An 18,390-nucleotide genomic window follows, 5' to 3' on the forward strand; every position below is an offset into this window, starting at 1 on the left:
CTCTTAATGAGCCTTTTTAATAAGTGTTAATGCATTGCCCGGTGCGCTTCCCTTACCGAGCCTACGCTGTTGCAGGCCGGATAAGCGCATCCGGCATCAGGCGCGCCCGTATCTGTCCGCAAACCGCACCACATCATCCTCATCGAGGTAAGATCCGGAACGCACTTCAATCAGATCGAGCGGGATTTTTCCGGGGTTCTCCAGACAGTGGGTCGCTCCCAGCGGAATATAGACAGACTCGTTTTCAGCGAGCAGTTTGATATCATCATTAATTGTCACTTTCGCGGTGCCTGCAACCACAACCCAGTGCTCAGCCCGATGATGATGCATCTGCACGGACAATCCCTCGCCAGGCTTGACGGTAATTCGCTTGACCTGGTAACGGTCTCCGGCATCAATGGAGTCATATTTGCCCCACGGACGATAAACTTCGCGGTGAATGTGGTGCTCATGGCGCCCGTCAGCTTTAATTTTCTCCACCACTTTTTTGACATCCTGTACCGCGTTGCGATCGGCAATCAGTACCGCGTCTTTGGTCTGCACCACCACCAGATCTTTCACCCCGACGGTCGTCACCAACCCGGATTCGGCATAGACGTAGCTGTTTTCCGTTTTGTGACTAATGACATCGCCGTGATGCACATTACCTTCGGCAGTATGGGCGCTGATTTCCCACAATGATGACCAGGAGCCGACATCGCTCCAGCCTGCATTCATAGGCATCACCACCGCATCGGCCGTACGTTCCATTACCGCATAGTCCACAGACTCTTCCGGGCAGGCGAGAAACGCCTGTTCATCAACGCGAATAAAATCGAGATCGGGGTCGACGGTGCTCATGGCGTTTTCGCAGGCCTCAAGAATATCGGGACGATACTTTTTCAATTCTTCCAGGTAACGGCCTGCCCGGAACAGGAACATCCCGCTGTTCCAGTAGTAGTCGCCGCTTGCCACATACGCCTGTGCGGTTTCCAGATTGGGTTTTTCAACAAACTGCGCCACCTCAAAAGCCACCGCGTCAGTATTCGACGGTGAAACCTCGCCTCGACGGATATAGCCGTAGCCAGTCTCCGGTTGATCCGGGACGATACCAAACGTCACCAGCTTACCCGCACTGGCATACGGCATCGCATTGCGAACCGCTTCGCGAAATGCCTCTTCGTCGGCAATCATGTGATCGGCCGCCAGCACAAGTAGCAGCGGATCGTCACCCGGACACTGACGTTTTGCCGCCAGCGCAGCCAGCGCTATGGCTGGCGCAGTGTTGCGTCCGGCTGGTTCGAGAATAATGTTCTCGGTCAGTTTGTGCAGTTGCCGTAACTGTTCCGCAACGATAAAACGGTGTTGTTCATTACAGATAACTACCGGGCTTTCGCACTCCACACCGTTCAGACGGCAAATCGTCGTCTGCAACATGGTGAGATCGCCTTTCAGACACAGGAACTGCTTTGGATACAGTACGCGGGACAGCGGCCATAAACGGCTACCCGAGCCACCGGCCATGACTACCGGAAAGAGTTTGTTTTGACTCATCATGTACCCCGAATATCAGCAATAAATTGATTCAGCACGTTTTCTTTATCCAACGAGCGTTCGGCATACTCACGTGCCACCGTGTTAACTTTTGGCATGGTTAGCGCCTGTTGAATCCCGCCAACCAGCGCATTGACTGATTCCGGCTCGACACACACCGCGATGCCAGGATGAGCGTCACACAACTGACCCAATTCGGTCTCAGGCTCAGCGGTAATCACCGCGTTACCGCCAACGGCGAGGATATTAGTCAGTTTGGACGGCAGTACCGCATCCGCCGCGCCACGCTTTTGTACGACCAGATGACAGTCCGCGAGCTTGAGCAGCGCAGGCAGCGCTTCATAAGATTGCAGCGGAAAGAACATTACGTTGCGCAGGTCGCGTTCGCTGACCATGGTCTCCAGTCGCGCTTTGCCCCCGCCCTGCCCGACGATCGCAAACAGCCAGGGTTGCTCACTCAATTGGGCCGCCGCGTCGATGACGCTCTCAAGCCCCTGCTTTTCACCGATATTGCCCGAGTAGAGAATGATTTTTTGATCCGCGGGCAATCCCAGTTTCTGGCGCAACGCCAAAGCATCGGCGTCGGTCACGTCACGAAAGCGCGCCACTTCCGACCAGTTAGGAAAGAAAATAACCTTGCGTGGCGCAACGCCTTTTTCCATGGCTTTGCGCATCATGGAACGGGAAATCGTCGAAATATTGTCCACGTTGTGCAAACCACTGCGTTCAAACACGCTGGCCAGTTTCGCCACCATACCGCGCTTGCCTTTGCCTGCCATGCCAAGTCCCAACATGGCATCGACTTCATAATCCTGAATGTGCAGCAGCGTGCGCGCGCCGCTGAGTTTTGCCAGCAAGCGCATCCCCGGCGTACAAAACAGCGTCGGCACCACGCCGATGATGCGATCCGGTTTCCAGCGACGTTGCGCCAGCAGCGGGAAGAAACTGCTCAGGGCGAAACTGCCCAAATGCAGCAGACGCTTGAGCGTTGAGGGTTGCTCAGGCACATACAGCGGACAACGCCAGACGGTAGCATCCCCCTCCTCGCGACGATAGCGCCAGGATGAATAGCGACCATTAACTTTCCATTGCGGATAATAAGGTGGTGCGGTGATCACCCGCACGTCATGACCTTGTTGCGCCATCCACTCCACCATTTCACCGGTGTACTTGCCGATACCGGTCAGCTCCGGCGAGTAGTTAATGCCATACACCAGGATCCTCATAGCCCTGGTACTCCGCTCTGGCTTGCCTGGCAGAAGTAAGCCCGGCTGTTGGCGTGTACGCTGTCACTGGCCTGAATCTCTGTCGCCGCCAGCCAGCGGTAGGCATCATGTTGTGCATCAGGCAGTTGCAGGTCGTTTTCTGATACGCGCAGACGAAATCCCAGCACGATGTAATGCGTTGAGAAATCATCCCCGGAAAAGTTGTCGTCATAGAAGTGCTGCCAGACACCATAAAACTCAGCGGCGGACAGCGGTAGACGCAACCCCAACTCAGCTTCAGTCAGCCGTTCAAAAGCCGCATGTAGCGATTCATCTTTTTGCACACGACCGCCGGGAACAAACCAGTAGCCCTGCGCCGGACGATTGAGACGCTTACCGAGCAGAAACTCTCCCTCGGCGTTTTCCACGATCAAGTCGATAGAAATCAGCGGGGTTGAACGTACGACGGTGGCAAAATCCTCATGACGTAAAAACATGCTTACCCCCGATAACGCTGCTGGTTTTCAAGGAACCACTGCCAGGTGCTGGCAAGCCCTGCCTCAAGTGATATCTCGTGATACCAGCCCAACTGATGCAAACGCGTAACGTCGAGTAATTTGCGCGGCGTCCCGTCCGGTTTGCTGGCGTCAAACACCACGCGCCCCTTGTAACCCACTACCTTGGCAATGGTCTGGGCCAGTTCACGGATGGTGCAGTCCACGCCGGTACCCACATTGATATGCGACAGCATCGGCTGGGTATATTCCTGCCAGACTTCATGAGCCAGCTCCATTACGTGGATGCTGGCCGCCGCCATATCATCCACATGCAGAAACTCGCGCATCGGCGTGCCGCTTCCCCACACCACCACATCCGGCGCATTTTGCTCGCAGGCTTCGTGAAAGCGGCGCAGCAGCGCCGGGATCACATGCGAATTGCTTGGATGAAAGTTGTCATGCGGCCCGTACAAATTCGTCGGCATCACCGAGCGATAATCACGGCCATATTGACGGTTATACGATTCACACAGCTTGATGCCGGCTATTTTGGCAATCGCATACGGCTCGTTGGTCGGCTCCAGTTGCCCCTGCAAGAGTTCGCTTTCGGCTATTGGCTGGCTAGCATGTTTGGGATAAATACAGGATGATCCGAGAAACAGCAGTTTATTCACGTTATGCAGATGCGCCGCATGAATAATGTTGCTCTCAATCATCATATTTTCGTAAATAAAATCAGCGGGATACGTGTTATTGGCCACGATCCCACCCACTTTTGCCGCCGCCAGGTACACCTGGTCAATACGTTCAGCGGCGAAGAAGTGACGCACCGCGTCTCCATCCAGCAGGTTAAGCTCATCTCGGGTACGCAGCACCAGTTCGACATTATCTCGTTGGGCCAGCTGTCTTACGATGGCGGCCCCCACCATCCCGCGATGGCCCGCCACAAAAATACGTTGTTTCTTCATCCTCAGTACTCCAGCGCGATGGCAACCTCGTAACCGTGCGACTTCAGCAGGGAATGTTTCTTCGCTGCTTCAAGGTCGTTAGCAACCATTTCAGAGATCATCTGGCGCAGCGTAATTTCCGGTTTCCAGCCGAGTTTTTCATGTGCTCTGGCCGGGTCGCCCAATAGCGTTTCTACTTCTGCCGGACGGAAATAGCGCGGATCGACGGCGATTATCACGTCCCCAGGTTTCACACCTGGCGCATCGTGTCCGGTCACGGAAACCACAATGCCTTTTTCATTCACGCCTTCACCTTCAAAACGCAGTTTGATACCCAGTTGCGCCGCCGCCATTTCTACAAACTGACGCACGGAATATTGCACGCCGGTGGCAATGACGAAATCTTCCGGCTGATCCTGCTGCAGCATCATCCACTGCATCCTGACGTAATCTTTGGCATGCCCCCAGTCACGCAGCGAATCCATGTTGCCCAGGTACAGGCACGACTCCAGGCCCTGAGCGATGTTGGCAATGGCGCGGGTGATTTTACGGGTGACGAAAGTTTCACCACGGCGTGGAGATTCGTGGTTAAACAGGATGCCGTTACAGGCATACATACCGTAAGATTCGCGGTAGTTAACGGTAATCCAGTAGGCGTAGAGCTTAGCCACCGCATAGGGCGAACGCGGGTAAAACGGCGTGGTCTCTTTCTGCGGAATTTCCTGTACCAGGCCGTAGAGTTCTGAGGTGGAGGCCTGATAGAAACGGGTCTTCTTTTCCAGACCAAGGAAGCGGATAGCCTCCAGCAAACGCAACGTACCTATTGCATCGACGTCCGCGGTGTATTCCGGTGAGTCAAACGACACCGCGACATGACTCATGGCGCCCAGGTTATAGACCTCATCCGGTTGGACCTCTTTTAAAATACGGGTCAGGTTGGATGAATCCGTTAAATCGCCATAGTGCAGATGGAATTTGGGGTTGCTTGAATGTGGATCCTGGTAGATATGGTCCACACGTTCGGTGTTGAATGATGAAGCGCGACGCTTAATGCCGTGCACTTCATACCCTTTTTCCAGCAGGAATTCTGCCAGGTAAGAACCATCCTGCCCGGTTACGCCAGTGATGAGAGCGACTTTTGACATGTTATTACCTCTTAAATGATCCCCTCAGGGAGTAACTTTCTCGACGCGTTCGCGCGTGACTACTGCGGGGTTTCCCCGACAAACGACATTTGCTGGCAGCGATTTAAATACGCTGCTGCGTGCTCCAACGACGGTGCCATCGCCAATCGTCACGCCAGGCGCGACAAAGACATCTGTCGCCAGCCAGCATTTATCGCCAACCACAATCGGTGTGGCGTTAATATCAAAATGTTGGCTGGCGTAATCATGACTTCCGGTACATAAATAACTTTTTTGCGAAATAACCGCGTGTGCGCCAATCGTAATATTACCCAATGTATATAAAACCGCGTCATCACCCACCCAGGCATAATCTCCCAGGGTTAATTTCCACGGATAAGTAATTTTTACTGAAGGTCGAATAACTACGTTTTTTCCTATTTTCGCACCAAACATGCGTAATAAAAACGCACGCCAGCGATACATTACCTGGGGTGACCAGCGAAACAGTGTCACCTGTACCGCCCACCATAATTGCACTTTAATGACACCGCTACCGCGAAAACCTTTCGGCACGCTGAAGCCGCTTAAATCCTGCATAATGTGCCCTTACGTTTTGCCATATAAAGTTTTTGTTTTACCGGTTGTACGCAGCCGTAAATATTCAGAAACCCCAGTCAAAAAACCTGGCATATGTAATATCTGCCGCTGAACTTTTTTTGCATCGCGGCATAATTCCAGATTATTCGTCGTTGACACTCCGCCCATCGAAAACTCCGACACCAGCCCGTCCAGTTTTTTGAAAGCGTAACCAGATTTATATAGTCTGGCAGCCAGCGCGTAATCGGACGATATTTTATATTGCAAATCATAACGCCAGACATTCAGTCCAGAGAGCGGAAAAAAGATGGCCTGATGGCTGGCAGGCAGGCTGTGATAAATATACCAACCCGGCTTTGCCCGGCGCTTAATTTTGTTGCCATTGCCAAAATCCAGCAACGCGTCGCCGATAACCATGGCTTTATCACTCTGCGTTTTTAACTGGCGGATAAACTGAGCCGCATCGGCATGCAGAATATCCCCGGAATTGAGGAACAGCGCAAAGCGCCCGCGCGCCATCGCAATGCCTTTGTTCATCGCATCATAAATGCCGTTATCCGGTTCGCTGACAAACCGTAACCGGTGCTCTCCACCGAGACCTTCAAGAAACGCCGACGTACCGTCAGAGGAGCCGCCATCAACAACAATCCACTCAAAACTGATATCGCCTGCCTGCGCCAGGTGTGCCAGCGAGGCGTGAGTTTTGACGATCCCTTCCAGATTGAGAAAGGCGACGGTAATAATACTAAGCAGCATGTGATTTACCTCGCGATATTCAGCGCCTTGCGCAAAATAAACGGACACACAATTAAAAACGCGTATTCCGGACTAAATACTGACCCTGTAAAAAACAGCGACAGCGGCGTAAAAAGATATAGCTGCACCCGATAATTCTGATTATCACCAAAAGCAGTGATCATCATCTTCATAACTTTCCCCATGTACCACAGGGTTAATATCACGGCGAACCACGAAAAATAAATAATCAGCAGATACAAACCATTGTCTATCGTTTTACCCACATCCGCACCGTTAAAAATTCCGAATGACGCGACATATTCATAAAGCGAACCGAATCTTACGACGCCATCAACATGCATTAACGAATAACCGACCATCACTAGCGGTCCCACGATTCGATAATACGATGACGACCCCTCGGTGCCTAAATCCCCAAGGCGCGTTGCGATGTACGGAAACGCAAATATCACACCGACTAAAAACACGCTTAATGAGATTATCGCCAGCGGCAACTTCTTTTTTATCGCATCCTTATTCAGGTACTGGAACGCCCACTCCAGGAGATAAAACAAAATAAACGTCATCACCCCGGAAAACGACCCTGATAATATTATCCCTGCCAGAATCATAGCATCGGACTTAGGCGTTTTGATACCAAACTGTTTGATACTGAGCCAAATTGAGATTAACGCCAGAGCGAAGAATGCCGGTTCGAAATAAAGCGCAGTGGTGCGTTTTCCGCCAAACTTAATAAAGTTCAGAACATAGCTGTTACTGTAAATAAGATATTTCGAAATAACTTCCATTAAACTGCTGCCGCCGCTGAGAATGATCTGCGCCATTTCAACTGCCGCTAACCCTACCACCAGCCCGACAACCAGCCAGAAAAAGCGCAGGATCTTAATATAGTTATGCGGCGAAATGGTTTTGAAGCGAATACTCCACACCATGCCAATAATCACCACGGTATAGACAAACAGCATCGCGGACGTGACGTACTTACTGGCATTCAGCGATTGACCGAACAGGTAGTTAAACGCCGTCAACCCTCCCCCCACGCCCAGCGCAATCATTAATTTTTTAATATTGATGCGCTCGACAAACAGCAACAGCAGAACGGGCAAGAATGTGACAATCGTTATCGGGAAGCTCTCGCCAAGTTGGGCAAGTTTGACGTTAACCAGCAGATAAAGCAGCGGTAGCAGCAGATAGCTACAGATTCTGATAGAACGAGACATATTCCTCCAGCATCTGTTGTCCACTGTATGCCACCCGGGTGCGCTGGCTGAACGCGGCAAGCGATGTGTCGAATACCGCCTGCGCAATGTCTGATTTTTTCAGTTGTACCAGCCGCAATACATCCGCTTCACTGAACGTTTTGCCGCCCGCTTTCGCCAGTACCTCTTGTGCCGCCTCGCTGTGCGTAGCAATCACCGGTACCCCGATGGAAAGCGCTTCGCACAGAATCAGCGGGTAATTATCAACGCGGGAGCTGAACACCAGTCCATCCATCTCGTTAAGCGCACTCATCAACGTTCGCTTATCGCTTTCGAAGCCATGATTGATGACGTTATCGCCAGCAAAGGGAGAAAATTTGCCGAAGGTATGCAGCTCAATTTTTACTCCGAGCGCCATCATCTCCTGCACCAGGCGCTGATTGGTTTTACCGTCATAGCGCAGGTCATGAGCCACCACCGCGATTTTCGGTCTGCCGTGTGGTTCATGTCTGGCGGGCAGTTCGGCAAGAATGGCTTCGGTTGCCACATCAATACCGTTGTTAATAATGCGGCAGCGCCCCATGCCATACAGACTGTTGAACGCGTCGGCCACATGCTGGCTGGGAGAGATAAACTGGCAGCCAAGCGCTAACATGTCGCGAAACCTCTGCCGCTTAGCGGGCACCTGCTGATGGGCTTTGTCGATTTTTACCGGCGGATAATTGCTTAACGTCGGGCATTTCTGGCAGCCGGTTTTCCAGCTTTCACACCCGTCTGTGAAAGCGCAACGCCCGGTCACGCTCCAGTGATCGTGCAGCGTCCAGACAAAGGTGATGTCCGGTTTATGCGCCTTCACCTTTTCACAAAAGGTCACGACCTCTTCCAGGTTCAACCAGTAACTGTGCAGCACATGAAAATGCAGTACCAGCGGGCCGGATGTGCGGGTCACCGTACGATATAAACTGTTAAGATTGCCAAACAGGTCGCGGTTAGCGAAACGAAATAGTGCAATATTCGCCGCCGACGTCAGGCGCGGCGTATGTTTGATAACATGCGGATAATTACCGTGACTGGCGCTTTTCATGCCCCCTTTGCCATAGCCGTACACAAAGCGTGACGTCAACCCTTTCGCCAGCGCGCGCAGATGCAGATCTAACGCCACACCTGCCGCTCCACCTTCTGCGAGTCGCACATTAAATTGTAAGATATTCATTTTGTTACCTTCACTCGTGCTTTCTCGCCCACCACCAGCGTATTGTCAGGGATGCTATCCACTACCACGCTCCCGGCGCCAATGGTCACGTTATCGCCAATAGCGACATCGCCGAGCACAGTGACGTTGGCCCCCAGTTCGACACCGTTACCGATGACCGGACAGGACAAATCTTTGCCGCCAGGATTGCCAATGGTGACACCGTGGCGCAGGGTTAAATCGTCCCCTGCCACCACGTGTTTATTGATCACTACGCCATAACCATGATGGATAGTGAAACGACGACCGATAGATGCAGCGGCCTGAATTTCATAACCAAACAGGCATTCAGTGATCAGGCGATACAACACCAGCACCGGCGCAGCCCACAGGTTGTTCAAGATATTTTTTTTACGCCAGACGGAGCAAAAATGGGCAATCCGATAGGCCACTACCATGCAGCAGGGGCGCAGACTCCAGCCGTTCGCACGTAAATCTTCCAGCATACTTAGCGTCCTCGCAGTCCGTCGGCCAGACGCTTACTGTTGCGAATGGAAAGCAACGTCAGCAGCGTGCGCCAGTTCATTCGTTTATTGCGGATCTGATAGAGCGTAAACAGCTGATATTTCTTACTCGCCCGGTCAAATTTACCTTTGTGCTTACGATAGAACTGAAAGTAGCCGGAGAATTTATGCGGTGACGAGGTAATGCGCATCTCACCGTGGTTCACATGCAGGATCTGCGTCGCCTCTTTGACCTTCCACGGTTTGCCGTACGCCACCACCATCCTGAGAAAAATGTCGTAATCCTGCGCGGCTTTCAGTGTGGTATCGAACAGGCATGCTTTAAAACGCCATGCCCACGTAAACACCTGATTACCAATAATATTGCGCTTGTAAAACTTGCGTCGGGAGTAAACTGACTTCGGATAGAGCGGCAGACTGGCCGGTTGCGAATACACTTCGCCTTCACAAACATAATCATTGGCATACAGAAACGCGTGCGTAACCAGTTGATGACGATGCTGCAGAAACACGCTCAGGCGATTCGGCGTCCATTCATCATCATCATCAATACCCGTAATATATTGCCCATTAGCCTGCATGATGGCCTGATTGCGTACCGCGCAGGCCCCGGAGTTCGTCGCGTTATGCGTATAGCACACGCGTGGGTCGTTCAGTTCCTCAACGAACTGCTGTAGTTGCTCATACGAGGAAGAACAGTCATCCACGATGATCATCTCCCAGTGAGGATAATCCTGGCGCAACACCGATTTAATCGCCCGAATGGCCAGCTGTTGGCGATTCCAGGTTGGCATATAAATTGAAATGAGTGGGTTTTCTGTCGTCATTTTCGTTTCCCAAATAAAGTTGCCTGATGGCGCTACGCTTATCAGGCCTACATTCGATATGCGTTGCTGTTCGTTATCTATTTCGAATCCGACGTGTATTCGTATTCGTAGTAACCGTAATCCTGATAGCCACTGGCACGGCGGAAGATCGAGTTCAGGATCACCCCTTTAACCTGAATGCCGTTTTGCTCAAATCGACTCAGGCTGGTTTCCACCTCTTTCAGCGTATTGACCGCATAACGCGCCACCATCAGCGTGGTGCCGACATGGCGGCCAACAATTGCCGCATCGGTCACCGCCAGTATTGGCGGGGTATCTATCAGGACCAGGTCATAGTGCTCGCTGGCCCACGTAATCAGTTCGCCAAAGCGTTCACTCATCAGAAGCTCAGATGGATTAGGGGGGATTTGTCCGCGAGGGATCAGATCAAAATTCGCAATGGAGGTCGGTTTCGCGCTGGAGGAGATATCCCCCTTACCGACGAGGATCTCAGATAGACCGTCGACGTTACTGGTACCCAGCAGTTCGTGGGTATAGCCTTTGCGCATGTCACAGTCGATCAACAGCACGCGCTTGTGGGTCTGGCTAATGACCGCCGCCAGGTTAGCGCAGACAAATGTTTTACCTATCGACGGGCTGACGCCGGTCAGCATCAACACGTTGTTGCGCGCCTGCATCATGGCGAAGTGCAGACTGGTACGCAGGCTACGGACCGCTTCTATGGCGAGATCCGTTGGATTCCCCACCGCCAGTAACTGGGTTTGTTTGTAACGCTTCACACCTTTAATCGTCTGAACGTTATCGCGCGCTTTTTGCCATTCTGAAAGCGGGATGCTGGCATAGACGCTGATGCCATGCTCTTCCAGCGCCTGTGGGCTTTCAATGCCGCGATTAAACAGGGAACGCAGCAATACGCCCACCACCGAAAGCATCAAACCAAGAATAATGCTACCGAGAATAATCAACGCCTTTTTCGGCTTCAGCACGCCTGGCTGGGCAATCGCGGGATCGACGATGCGTACATCTCCGACCGTACTCGCCTCGGTGATCTTCAGTTCCTGTTGCTTATTTAACAGCTGCATATAGACCTGCTGACCGGACTCCACATCGCGGGTCAGCCGGACAATTTCCTGCTGCGTTTTCGGCATTGCCGTAACGCGCCCGTTCAGCTTGCTTTTCTCATCTTCCAGCGCCTGGCGTTTTTCCAGCAATGTGCGATACGCCGGGTGCGCTTTGGTGAATAACTTGGAGATTTCCGCTTCTTTAAAGGTCAGTTCGTTGAGCTGCGCATCGATATTTACCATGGAGTCCAGCACCGCTTTAGCTTCCAGCGGTAAATCCACGGAGTCTTTATCCTGACGGAAGGCATTCAGCTTGTTTTCGGCAACGTCCAGCCGGTTACGCACCTCAGGCAACTGTTTTGCCAGAAACGCCAGACTTTTAGCGGCCTCTTCTGACTTACGCTCTACGTTTTGTTGCAGATAGTTGCGGGTAATACTGTCGAGGATCTGGCGGATTTGTTCGCGGTCTTCGCCGGTAAAAGTCAGGCTCAATACGCCAGTATCTTTGCCGGTTTCTGTCACCATCAGGTTATTTTGCAGGGTGTTAATCATGCCCAATGTGGAAAATTTGCTGACGGTAAATTGGCTCTCAGGGCTGGCATGAATCGCCTCAACCAGCATCGTCACGCCATCGTGATTCAACAATTGCCCAACCTGACCGCGGGCGCTAAATCCCCCATCACTGACTAATTGATAACTTTTATCGTTCAACACGCTTAGCGTAAAAGTCTGTTCCTTCATCGCCTTTGGCAGCGTAAAGGTGGTGACATTAACGGTTTCATTCTGGCGCCCCATCAACCGATCCCAGCCTGCGCCAAAAATCGGAAATGTATCTTTCGTCACCGCGATATCCAGATTGAGATCGTCTACCGTTTTTCCCAGTACCAGCCGTGACTGAATGAGCTGAATTTCCGCTTCCGAAGCCGGCGGTTTATTCGACAACGCCGAGCCAATATCTTGCACCAGGGAATTCCCGGTATTTTGCTCAATTTGCACCAGCGCATCCGCACTGTAGATCGGCGTGGCAAACAGCGTGTAGACCGCCGCACATAACGCAAACGTCGCCGTAATACCAAGCACCCACCAGCGAGCTTCCACCACCGTTCCTACCAGACGACCAATATCGATTTCATCATTGCCCGTAACCGGCGCGGCAGACTGTTTTACTTTTTCTGTCATTGTTTTCCCTGCTCCGCGTTCAATGCCTGAGCCCACTGGCGGGCAGACCGTTCAAGTAATGCGTACACCGCGTCAAACGCATCCCGACTTTTACGGTATGGGTCGGGAATTTCACGTTCGCTGTCCCAGTGACCAAAAAGCATCACTTTGCCGCGCATCTCCGGCACCATTTCGCACAGGGCTGAAATATGGCGTTTTTCCATGGTCAGGATCAGGTCATACTCCCGGCACATGCGTCCTGAGATCTGGCGGGCACAATGATTTTCCAGTGACAGGTTGTGCGCCTGCGCGACGCTAATAGCACAGGGATCCGCACCTTTACCCACCAGCGCCCCGAGACCTGCAGAAGAGACCGTCAACGCCGGATGAAACTTCCTTAACAAGCGTTCTGCCGTCGGGGAACGGCAAATGTTCCCCACACAGACAACCAATATTTTGTTAAACATGACGATTACCAGTTGTGAAGGTCGCTGGCCGTGTCCGTCATATAGCGAACACCGCTAATGGTCGGCAGCAACTGATTGATCAAACGGTTCCAGCGGGCAACCGGCGCGGTCGTGACATACACCACATCGTAAGGCTGGAGTCGGAATGACGTCGCCATCACCAGCGAAGTCGCATCGGACATATCAAGCTGATAGATATTGGCGATCTTGCCGTTGTGCCCGCTTTCGCCTTTCAACGGACGAATAACGAAAATGCCGCTGGCGTTGGAGGTGGTCAGATCGATACCTTCCGCATTGCCAAGCGCTTCGGTGAGCGTCATACCGCTGAAGTCCATTTTGAGGGTGCTCTGCTTCTTCACTTCCCCCATCACGAAGACTTTCAAATCGTCATTACGCGGAACAAACAGAATGTCGCCAGGATAGAGCAGACGGTTCTGGCTCAGGTCGCCATTTTGCATCAGCGCTTGCAGTGAAATTCGTTGCTCCTGCCCTTTGTGAGTCAGTACAACATTGCGCCAGTCAGCCGCCTCGGTGAGACCACCTGCGGCGTTAATGGCATCAAGAATGGTAAGCGGTACGTTGGTGATGGCCTGCTGGCCAGATTTATTCACCTGCCCGGAGACATAAGCCTTCTGCGAGCGGAAAGCGGCGATATTAACGTCCACCTGCGGGTCAGCAATGTACTTCGCTAAGCGCCCGGTAATATCACTACGAATTTCTGCCAGCGTTTTTCCCACCACGCTGACTTTGCCAATGTAGGGGTAAAACATGGTGCCATCAGGCTGCACCCAGTTGCCGGTATCGCTTGAGCTACGATACTGCCCGGCCGGGGTTGTTAGTTCAGGATGATCCCAGACGGTCACATTCAGGACATCGCCTGGACCGACCCGATACTGATATCCTGCAATCTCCTGCTCCAGCGACATGTTAGGCTGTGCAACATTCGGACGAGGACGTAATTGCTCGACCAGTCGCGGGGTCAGTGGATAAACATTCACCATCCGATTGATATCAAAATCAGCGTCCTGCTGTTTAATCACATCTTTGCCCATCGTAGACATATTGCTGCCCGGAAGCACGGTACAACCGTTTATCAAGATTACCGATACCAGGACTGGTATCAATTTAAGTTTGGAGTTCATCATTGATTATTTATCACTTTGGCAGAGTAATTATCACGTGCGTTCTAAATAGTGGCTTCGCCTGTACACATTTACCTTGCCGTTAATTGAAAAGGAATTTAACTGGCATCAGTCCTAAAAATAATGGATTCATCTGCGGTCTCTTGACAGAATAATTTAGGCTTGTTTTCAGGTGACCAGACACGCTACCGCCCCTGGCTTCATTAGCTACCAATGCACTGATTAATTTAAATTTTTATCTTCTCCTTTATTTTCATCATATTCAGAACAGCAACGCATCGGGAATAACGTCACCGGTTAATGAGGAAATATTATCTTTTGATTATTACCGCAAGAATTGTTGCAGCTAAGTGAATAGCAGGCAAGATAACAAGCCTCCGTTCACTTGCTTTTAAGATTAATATTAAGCGTGGAATTTATATGTTTTTAGGATTTTATCGATATTGACAGCATGACTAAAAAAATACGCCACCTGCGATATTTCCTAAATATAGTTGGCTAAAGAAATTTATTTCCTGTAGTTACATTACGGCTATTATCCCGCAGGCATCCTGATATAACCGCCAGAGAAATCCCTTTCCGGCATTGCATTTTCCGCCAGTTTTACCCATGATCGAATTGTGACAATTGTCATACAACTATGGGTATAGCATTTACTATGGAATGGATTGCCGATCCGTCAATCTGGGCCGGACTCGTCACGCTAATCGTGATCGAACTTGTTCTTGGCATTGATAATCTTGTTTTTATTGCCATCCTCGCGGAGAAACTCCCTCCTGCCCAGCGGGATAAGGCGCGTATTACCGGGCTCCTGCTGGCGATGGTCATGCGACTGCTGCTACTGGCATCAATATCCTGGCTGGTGACGCTGACAACGCCACTGTTCAGCATTCGCGGCCTCAGTTTCAGTGCGCGCGATCTGATTATGCTGTTTGGCGGTTTCTTCCTGTTGTTTAAAGCCACAATGGAGCTAAACGAACGGCTGGAAGGCAAAGACAGCGACAATCCCACCCAGCGTAAAGGCGCTAAGTTCTGGGGAGTGGTCGCGCAAATTGTGGTGCTTGACGCCATCTTCTCTCTGGATTCCGTCATTACCGCCGTCGGGATGGTCGATCACCTGGCGGTGATGATGGCGGCGGTGATTATCGCCATCAGCCTGATGATGCTCGCCAGTAAGTCGTTGACTCGCTTTGTCAACAGCCACCCAACCATCGTCATTCTGTGCCTAAGCTTCCTGCTGATGATTGGTTTCAGCCTGGTCGCCGAAGGGTTCGGTTTCCATATCCCGAAAGGTTACCTGTACGCCGCTATCGGCTTCTCGGTTATGATCGAAGCCTTGAACCAGTTGGCAATCTTTAACCGTCGTCGCTTCCTGTCAGCCAACCATACCTTGCGCCAGCGCACTGCCGAGGCGGTGATGAGGCTGCTGAGCGGTCAAAAAGAAGATGCCGAACTGGATGCCGAAACCGCTGCTATGCTGGCGGATCACCAGGAGGGTCAGATTTTTGCGCCCCAGGAACGGCGGATGATTGAGCGCGTACTGAATCTTAATCAGCGTACCGTCAGCAGCATCATGACCTCACGCCACGATATTGAACACGTCGATCTCAACGCACCCGAAGCAGAAATTCGCGCTTTACTGGAAAAAAATCAGCATACGCGCCTGGTTGTTACCGGGGAAGACGAGGAGGAAGAGCTGCTGGGCGTAGTACATGTCATCGATCTGCTGCAGCAGTCCCTGCGCGGCGAGGCGCTCGACTTACGCGTCCTGATTCGTCAGCCGCTGGTGTTCCCGGAAACCCTGCCGCTGCTTCCGGCGCTGGAGCAGTTCCGTAATGCCCGCACGCACTTCGCTTTTATTGCAGATGAATTTGGTTCTGTCGAAGGGATCGTAACGCTCAGTGACGTAATGGAAACCATCGCCGGTAATCTGCCAAATGAGGTAGAGGAGATTGATGCCCGCCATGATATCCAGAAAAATGCCGATGGTTCGTGGACAGCTAACGGTCACATGCCGCTGGAAGATCTGGTGCAGTATGTCCCTATTCCGTTAGATGAAAAACGTGAATATCACACCATTGCCGGGCTTTTGATGGAATATTTACAGCGTATTCCAAAAACCGGAGAGGAAGTTCAGGTTGGCGACTACCGACTAAAAACTCTGCAGGTAGAAAACCATCGCGTGCAAAAAGTCCAGTTGATACCGCTACACGGTGAAGAAGAGATGGATTACGAGGTGTAAATCACCCGCCGGATGGCGCATTAGCTGCCATCCGGCAATGTGAATCAGAGTTTATCCAGCAACTTTTTAACATCTTTACCGTTGCGGGAGTCTTTATTGCGATCGGCCCAATCGTTCAGACGACGTTTCGCTTCATCCTGCAGATGCTTACGCAGCAACTGATCGACCTGCAAGTTATAGTTCAGCGCCTGCCACTGGCCATAAACCCTGAGAGGAACCGGCGTGGCTTTCAGGAACTTAATCAGCTTGCTTTCGCCATCCCAACCGCCCAGCACGCGAATGTTAAACAGCGTGTCGCAATTCTGCTTCACCAGGTCTAACGTCCCCTTGCCAGTCAGCGCAAGCATCGCCGACTCACCGGCCATGTTATCCAGCGTAACCTCGCCGTTATCCAGCGTCATATCGGTGACAAAGCGATCCAGACGGGTGACGTTATCCAGATTTTGCTGTGATTTCACATCACCGCCGCTGCGTTCTACGGCTTGTTGTATCATCTGTTGGAAGTTCATTCCTTCCATTCGCGTATCACTCATTTCGACATGAGCCTGGCCTTGCCAACTATGGCGAAACGCCTGGGCGTCAATATCCGAGCCGGAAAAATCTCCCGCCAGTGACAGCTTGCCGGTCAGCGCGATGGGGTAATTGAAGGCTTTGAGGATAGCGCCTATTTCTACGCCTTCCAGCCGCGGATGAAAGACTGCTCGCGGCGCATCTTTTCTGGCGTCCAACGTACCGGGAAGCGAAACACGTCCACCGTTACTTTTGCCTTCCAGCTGTGCGATATTCATTAAGCCGAACTGGTTATTTATTTTTGCCGAGACATTCTCAAACGCCATTTTACGCCACAATACTTTGTCAGCCTGTAACGTGATGTCTGCCGAAAATCCCTTGAGTCCCTGGTAAGAGACGGCATCAACCTGCGAAGCAATGACGGGGCGCGCCAGCGTCGACTGACTCTGCCCTTGCTGAACCTCACCGTTTGTCGCCGCCACGGCATCGCGTTGCACAATCAGATTGTCCAGATTGAGCTGACCAAATTTCAGATCGACGAGCCATTCTGGTTTATCTAACAACGACACCTGGGCTTGCCCGGCGAGAGAGCTGTCGTTAGCGGTTAAATGAATCTGGCTAAACGCGAGCTGTTTTTTCTCTTCCAGCCACTGCGCCTGAAGCTGTCCCTCACCTTTAATGCCCTGCGACGGAAGATCGGCCCCCTGTAGCTGCCAGCTTAACTGCTCAATATTAGCGGACAAATTATGCGGGTAGTCGGAAGCATCGACGGTGCCGTTAAACGATAGCGCAAGGTCACGCTGATCGCGGTTCACACGCCCGGAGAAATCAAACGTACCGCGATGCTGGCTATCCTGTTCCATCTCCAGACGAATATCGCGAACCGTTACCTGCTCATCGTCTTCATGCTGGAATACCAGAACGCTGTCGGCGACGCGCAGACGGGCGATATCAAACGACCATCCTTTGTCTTCCGCCAGATCGGGCAACGTATTGTCTTTGGGGGCAACGGGCGCATCTTGTCCACGCACAGCCTCAGTTTGCGGGGTCAGTTGAATCACAGCCCCCTTGAGCATCACCTGCTTCACACTGAGCTGATGACTCAACAACGGCCACAACGCGACGTCGAGGCGCATATTGTCAGCACGAATCAGGGGTTCGCTGGCACCTTCAGCCGTCAACGCCATGCGCCCCGAGAGGATGCTCAACTGAGGCCATACGTGCCAACGCAGAGGACCATCCAACTGCAGTTGATATCCGCTACGCACAGCAACCTGCTTGACCATATACGCGCGGAAATCATTCGGATTCACCAACAGTACTAACGCAGAAAAACCGGCCACCAGCACGACCAGAAGGATCATCAGCGTTGTCAGAAATCGTCTCATGCTATCCCCAATGGA

The 18,390-nt window shown here is 51.9% G+C and carries 16 protein-coding genes; 1 reads left to right on the forward strand and 15 read right to left on the reverse strand.

The window, feature by feature from the left end:
• Nucleotides 1-96: 96 nt before the first annotated feature.
• The 14 genes from cpsB to OOJ59_RS05810 all read right to left on the reverse strand — a co-directional run bounded on the left by cpsB (nt 97) and on the right by OOJ59_RS05810 (nt 14,238).
• Nucleotides 97-1,533 (reverse strand): mannose-1-phosphate guanyltransferase, encoded by a 1,437-nt coding sequence (gene cpsB / locus OOJ59_RS05745; protein ID WP_038641772.1) that lies wholly within the window; start codon nt 1,531-1,533, stop codon nt 97-99.
• The gene (gene wcaI, locus OOJ59_RS05750; RefSeq protein ID WP_087855958.1) at nt 1,533-2,759 is read right to left on the reverse strand and encodes a colanic acid biosynthesis fucosyltransferase WcaI; all 1,227 of its coding nucleotides are present in this window, start codon (nt 2,757-2,759) and stop codon (nt 1,533-1,535) included. Before wcaI ends, cpsB begins: the two co-directional genes overlap by 1 nt.
• Nucleotides 2,756-3,235 carry a GDP-mannose mannosyl hydrolase gene (locus OOJ59_RS05755; protein WP_038641775.1) on the reverse strand — a complete coding sequence of 160 codons (480 nt, stop codon included), beginning with the start codon at nt 3,233-3,235 and terminating at the stop codon, nt 2,756-2,758. The genes wcaI and OOJ59_RS05755 overlap by 4 nt, the downstream gene beginning before the upstream one ends.
• 2 nt (nt 3,236-3,237) lie before the next feature.
• Entirely contained in the window at nt 3,238-4,203 is a 966-nt protein-coding gene (gene fcl, locus OOJ59_RS05760) for a GDP-L-fucose synthase (protein ID WP_038641777.1), read from the reverse strand.
• Nucleotides 4,204-4,205: 2 nt separating this feature from the next.
• A complete protein-coding gene (gene gmd, locus OOJ59_RS05765) occupies nt 4,206-5,327 on the reverse strand; it encodes a GDP-mannose 4,6-dehydratase (RefSeq protein WP_038641779.1) in 1,122 nt (373 codons plus the stop codon).
• A 24-nt stretch (nt 5,328-5,351) separates the two neighbouring features.
• Nucleotides 5,352-5,906: a colanic acid biosynthesis acetyltransferase WcaF gene (wcaF, locus tag OOJ59_RS05770; RefSeq protein WP_160956064.1), complete on the reverse strand. Its 555-nt coding sequence runs from the start codon at nt 5,904-5,906 to the stop codon at nt 5,352-5,354.
• A gap of 9 nt (nt 5,907-5,915) precedes the next feature.
• Entirely contained in the window at nt 5,916-6,662 is a 747-nt protein-coding gene (gene wcaE, locus OOJ59_RS05775; RefSeq protein ID WP_268063357.1) for a colanic acid biosynthesis glycosyltransferase WcaE, read from the reverse strand.
• A 5-nt stretch (nt 6,663-6,667) separates the two neighbouring features.
• The gene (wcaD, locus tag OOJ59_RS05780; protein ID WP_038641784.1) at nt 6,668-7,885 is read right to left on the reverse strand and encodes a colanic acid polymerase WcaD; all 1,218 of its coding nucleotides are present in this window, start codon (nt 7,883-7,885) and stop codon (nt 6,668-6,670) included.
• Nucleotides 7,860-9,077, reverse strand: a complete 1,218-nt coding sequence (gene wcaC / locus OOJ59_RS05785; protein ID WP_160956063.1) for a colanic acid biosynthesis glycosyltransferase WcaC — start codon at nt 9,075-9,077, stop codon at nt 7,860-7,862. Before wcaC ends, wcaD begins: the two co-directional genes overlap by 26 nt.
• On the reverse strand, nt 9,074-9,562 hold the full coding sequence (wcaB, locus tag OOJ59_RS05790) for a colanic acid biosynthesis acetyltransferase WcaB (protein WP_038641791.1): 489 nt from the start codon (nt 9,560-9,562) through the stop codon (nt 9,074-9,076). Before wcaB ends, wcaC begins: the two co-directional genes overlap by 4 nt.
• Before the next feature lie 2 nt (nt 9,563-9,564).
• Nucleotides 9,565-10,407, reverse strand: coding sequence for a colanic acid biosynthesis glycosyltransferase WcaA (gene wcaA / locus OOJ59_RS05795; RefSeq protein ID WP_069323489.1), 843 nt, complete (start codon nt 10,405-10,407; stop codon nt 9,565-9,567).
• 77 nt (nt 10,408-10,484) lie between these two features.
• Nucleotides 10,485-12,647: a tyrosine-protein kinase Wzc gene (gene wzc, locus OOJ59_RS05800; RefSeq protein WP_160956062.1), complete on the reverse strand. Its 2,163-nt coding sequence runs from the start codon at nt 12,645-12,647 to the stop codon at nt 10,485-10,487.
• Nucleotides 12,644-13,093 carry a low molecular weight protein-tyrosine-phosphatase Wzb gene (wzb, locus tag OOJ59_RS05805; protein WP_038641798.1) on the reverse strand — a complete coding sequence of 150 codons (450 nt, stop codon included), beginning with the start codon at nt 13,091-13,093 and terminating at the stop codon, nt 12,644-12,646. The genes wzc and wzb overlap by 4 nt, the downstream gene beginning before the upstream one ends.
• A 5-nt stretch (nt 13,094-13,098) precedes the next feature.
• A complete protein-coding gene (locus OOJ59_RS05810) occupies nt 13,099-14,238 on the reverse strand; it encodes a polysaccharide export protein (RefSeq protein ID WP_038641800.1) in 1,140 nt (379 codons plus the stop codon).
• Nucleotides 14,239-14,893: 655 nt separating this feature from the next.
• Between OOJ59_RS05810 and OOJ59_RS05815 the strand changes: the two genes are divergently transcribed.
• Nucleotides 14,894-16,477, forward strand: coding sequence for a TerC family protein (locus OOJ59_RS05815; RefSeq protein WP_069323487.1), 1,584 nt, complete (start codon nt 14,894-14,896; stop codon nt 16,475-16,477).
• Between the two features lie 44 nt (nt 16,478-16,521).
• Here OOJ59_RS05815 and asmA read toward each other — a convergent pair whose 3' ends face one another.
• Nucleotides 16,522-18,375, reverse strand: coding sequence for an outer membrane assembly protein AsmA (gene asmA, locus OOJ59_RS05820; protein ID WP_137347113.1), 1,854 nt, complete (start codon nt 18,373-18,375; stop codon nt 16,522-16,524).
• Nucleotides 18,376-18,390 lie beyond the last annotated feature (15 nt).

This window comes from Citrobacter sp. W9 (genome assembly GCF_026719375.1).
Lineage (GTDB): Bacteria > Pseudomonadota > Gammaproteobacteria > Enterobacterales > Enterobacteriaceae > Citrobacter > Citrobacter werkmanii.

Bases quoted from the DNA above. Each gene is read 5' to 3' on its own strand.
- cpsB (WP_038641772.1), bottom strand. From the start codon at position 1,533: ATGAGTCAAAACAAACTCTTTCCGGTAGTCATGGCCGGTGGCTCGGGT.
- wcaI (WP_087855958.1), bottom strand. From the start codon at position 2,759: ATGAGGATCCTGGTGTATGGCATTAACTACTCGCCGGAGCTGACCGGT.
- OOJ59_RS05755 (WP_038641775.1), bottom strand. From the start codon at position 3,235: ATGTTTTTACGTCATGAGGATTTTGCCACCGTCGTACGTTCAACCCCG.
- fcl (WP_038641777.1), bottom strand. From the start codon at position 4,203: ATGAAGAAACAACGTATTTTTGTGGCGGGCCATCGCGGGATGGTGGGG.
- gmd (WP_038641779.1), bottom strand. From the start codon at position 5,327: ATGTCAAAAGTCGCTCTCATCACTGGCGTAACCGGGCAGGATGGTTCT.
- wcaF (WP_160956064.1), bottom strand. From the start codon at position 5,906: ATGCAGGATTTAAGCGGCTTCAGCGTGCCGAAAGGTTTTCGCGGTAGC.
- wcaE (WP_268063357.1), bottom strand. From the start codon at position 6,662: ATGCTGCTTAGTATTATTACCGTCGCCTTTCTCAATCTGGAAGGGATC.
- wcaD (WP_038641784.1), bottom strand. From the start codon at position 7,885: ATGTCTCGTTCTATCAGAATCTGTAGCTATCTGCTGCTACCGCTGCTT.
- wcaC (WP_160956063.1), bottom strand. From the start codon at position 9,077: ATGAATATCTTACAATTTAATGTGCGACTCGCAGAAGGTGGAGCGGCA.
- wcaB (WP_038641791.1), bottom strand. From the start codon at position 9,562: ATGCTGGAAGATTTACGTGCGAACGGCTGGAGTCTGCGCCCCTGCTGC.
- wcaA (WP_069323489.1), bottom strand. From the start codon at position 10,407: ATGACGACAGAAAACCCACTCATTTCAATTTATATGCCAACCTGGAAT.
- wzc (WP_160956062.1), bottom strand. From the start codon at position 12,647: ATGACAGAAAAAGTAAAACAGTCTGCCGCGCCGGTTACGGGCAATGAT.
- wzb (WP_038641798.1), bottom strand. From the start codon at position 13,093: ATGTTTAACAAAATATTGGTTGTCTGTGTGGGGAACATTTGCCGTTCC.
- OOJ59_RS05810 (WP_038641800.1), bottom strand. From the start codon at position 14,238: ATGATGAACTCCAAACTTAAATTGATACCAGTCCTGGTATCGGTAATC.
- OOJ59_RS05815 (WP_069323487.1), top strand. From the start codon at position 14,894: ATGGAATGGATTGCCGATCCGTCAATCTGGGCCGGACTCGTCACGCTA.
- asmA (WP_137347113.1), bottom strand. From the start codon at position 18,375: ATGAGACGATTTCTGACAACGCTGATGATCCTTCTGGTCGTGCTGGTG.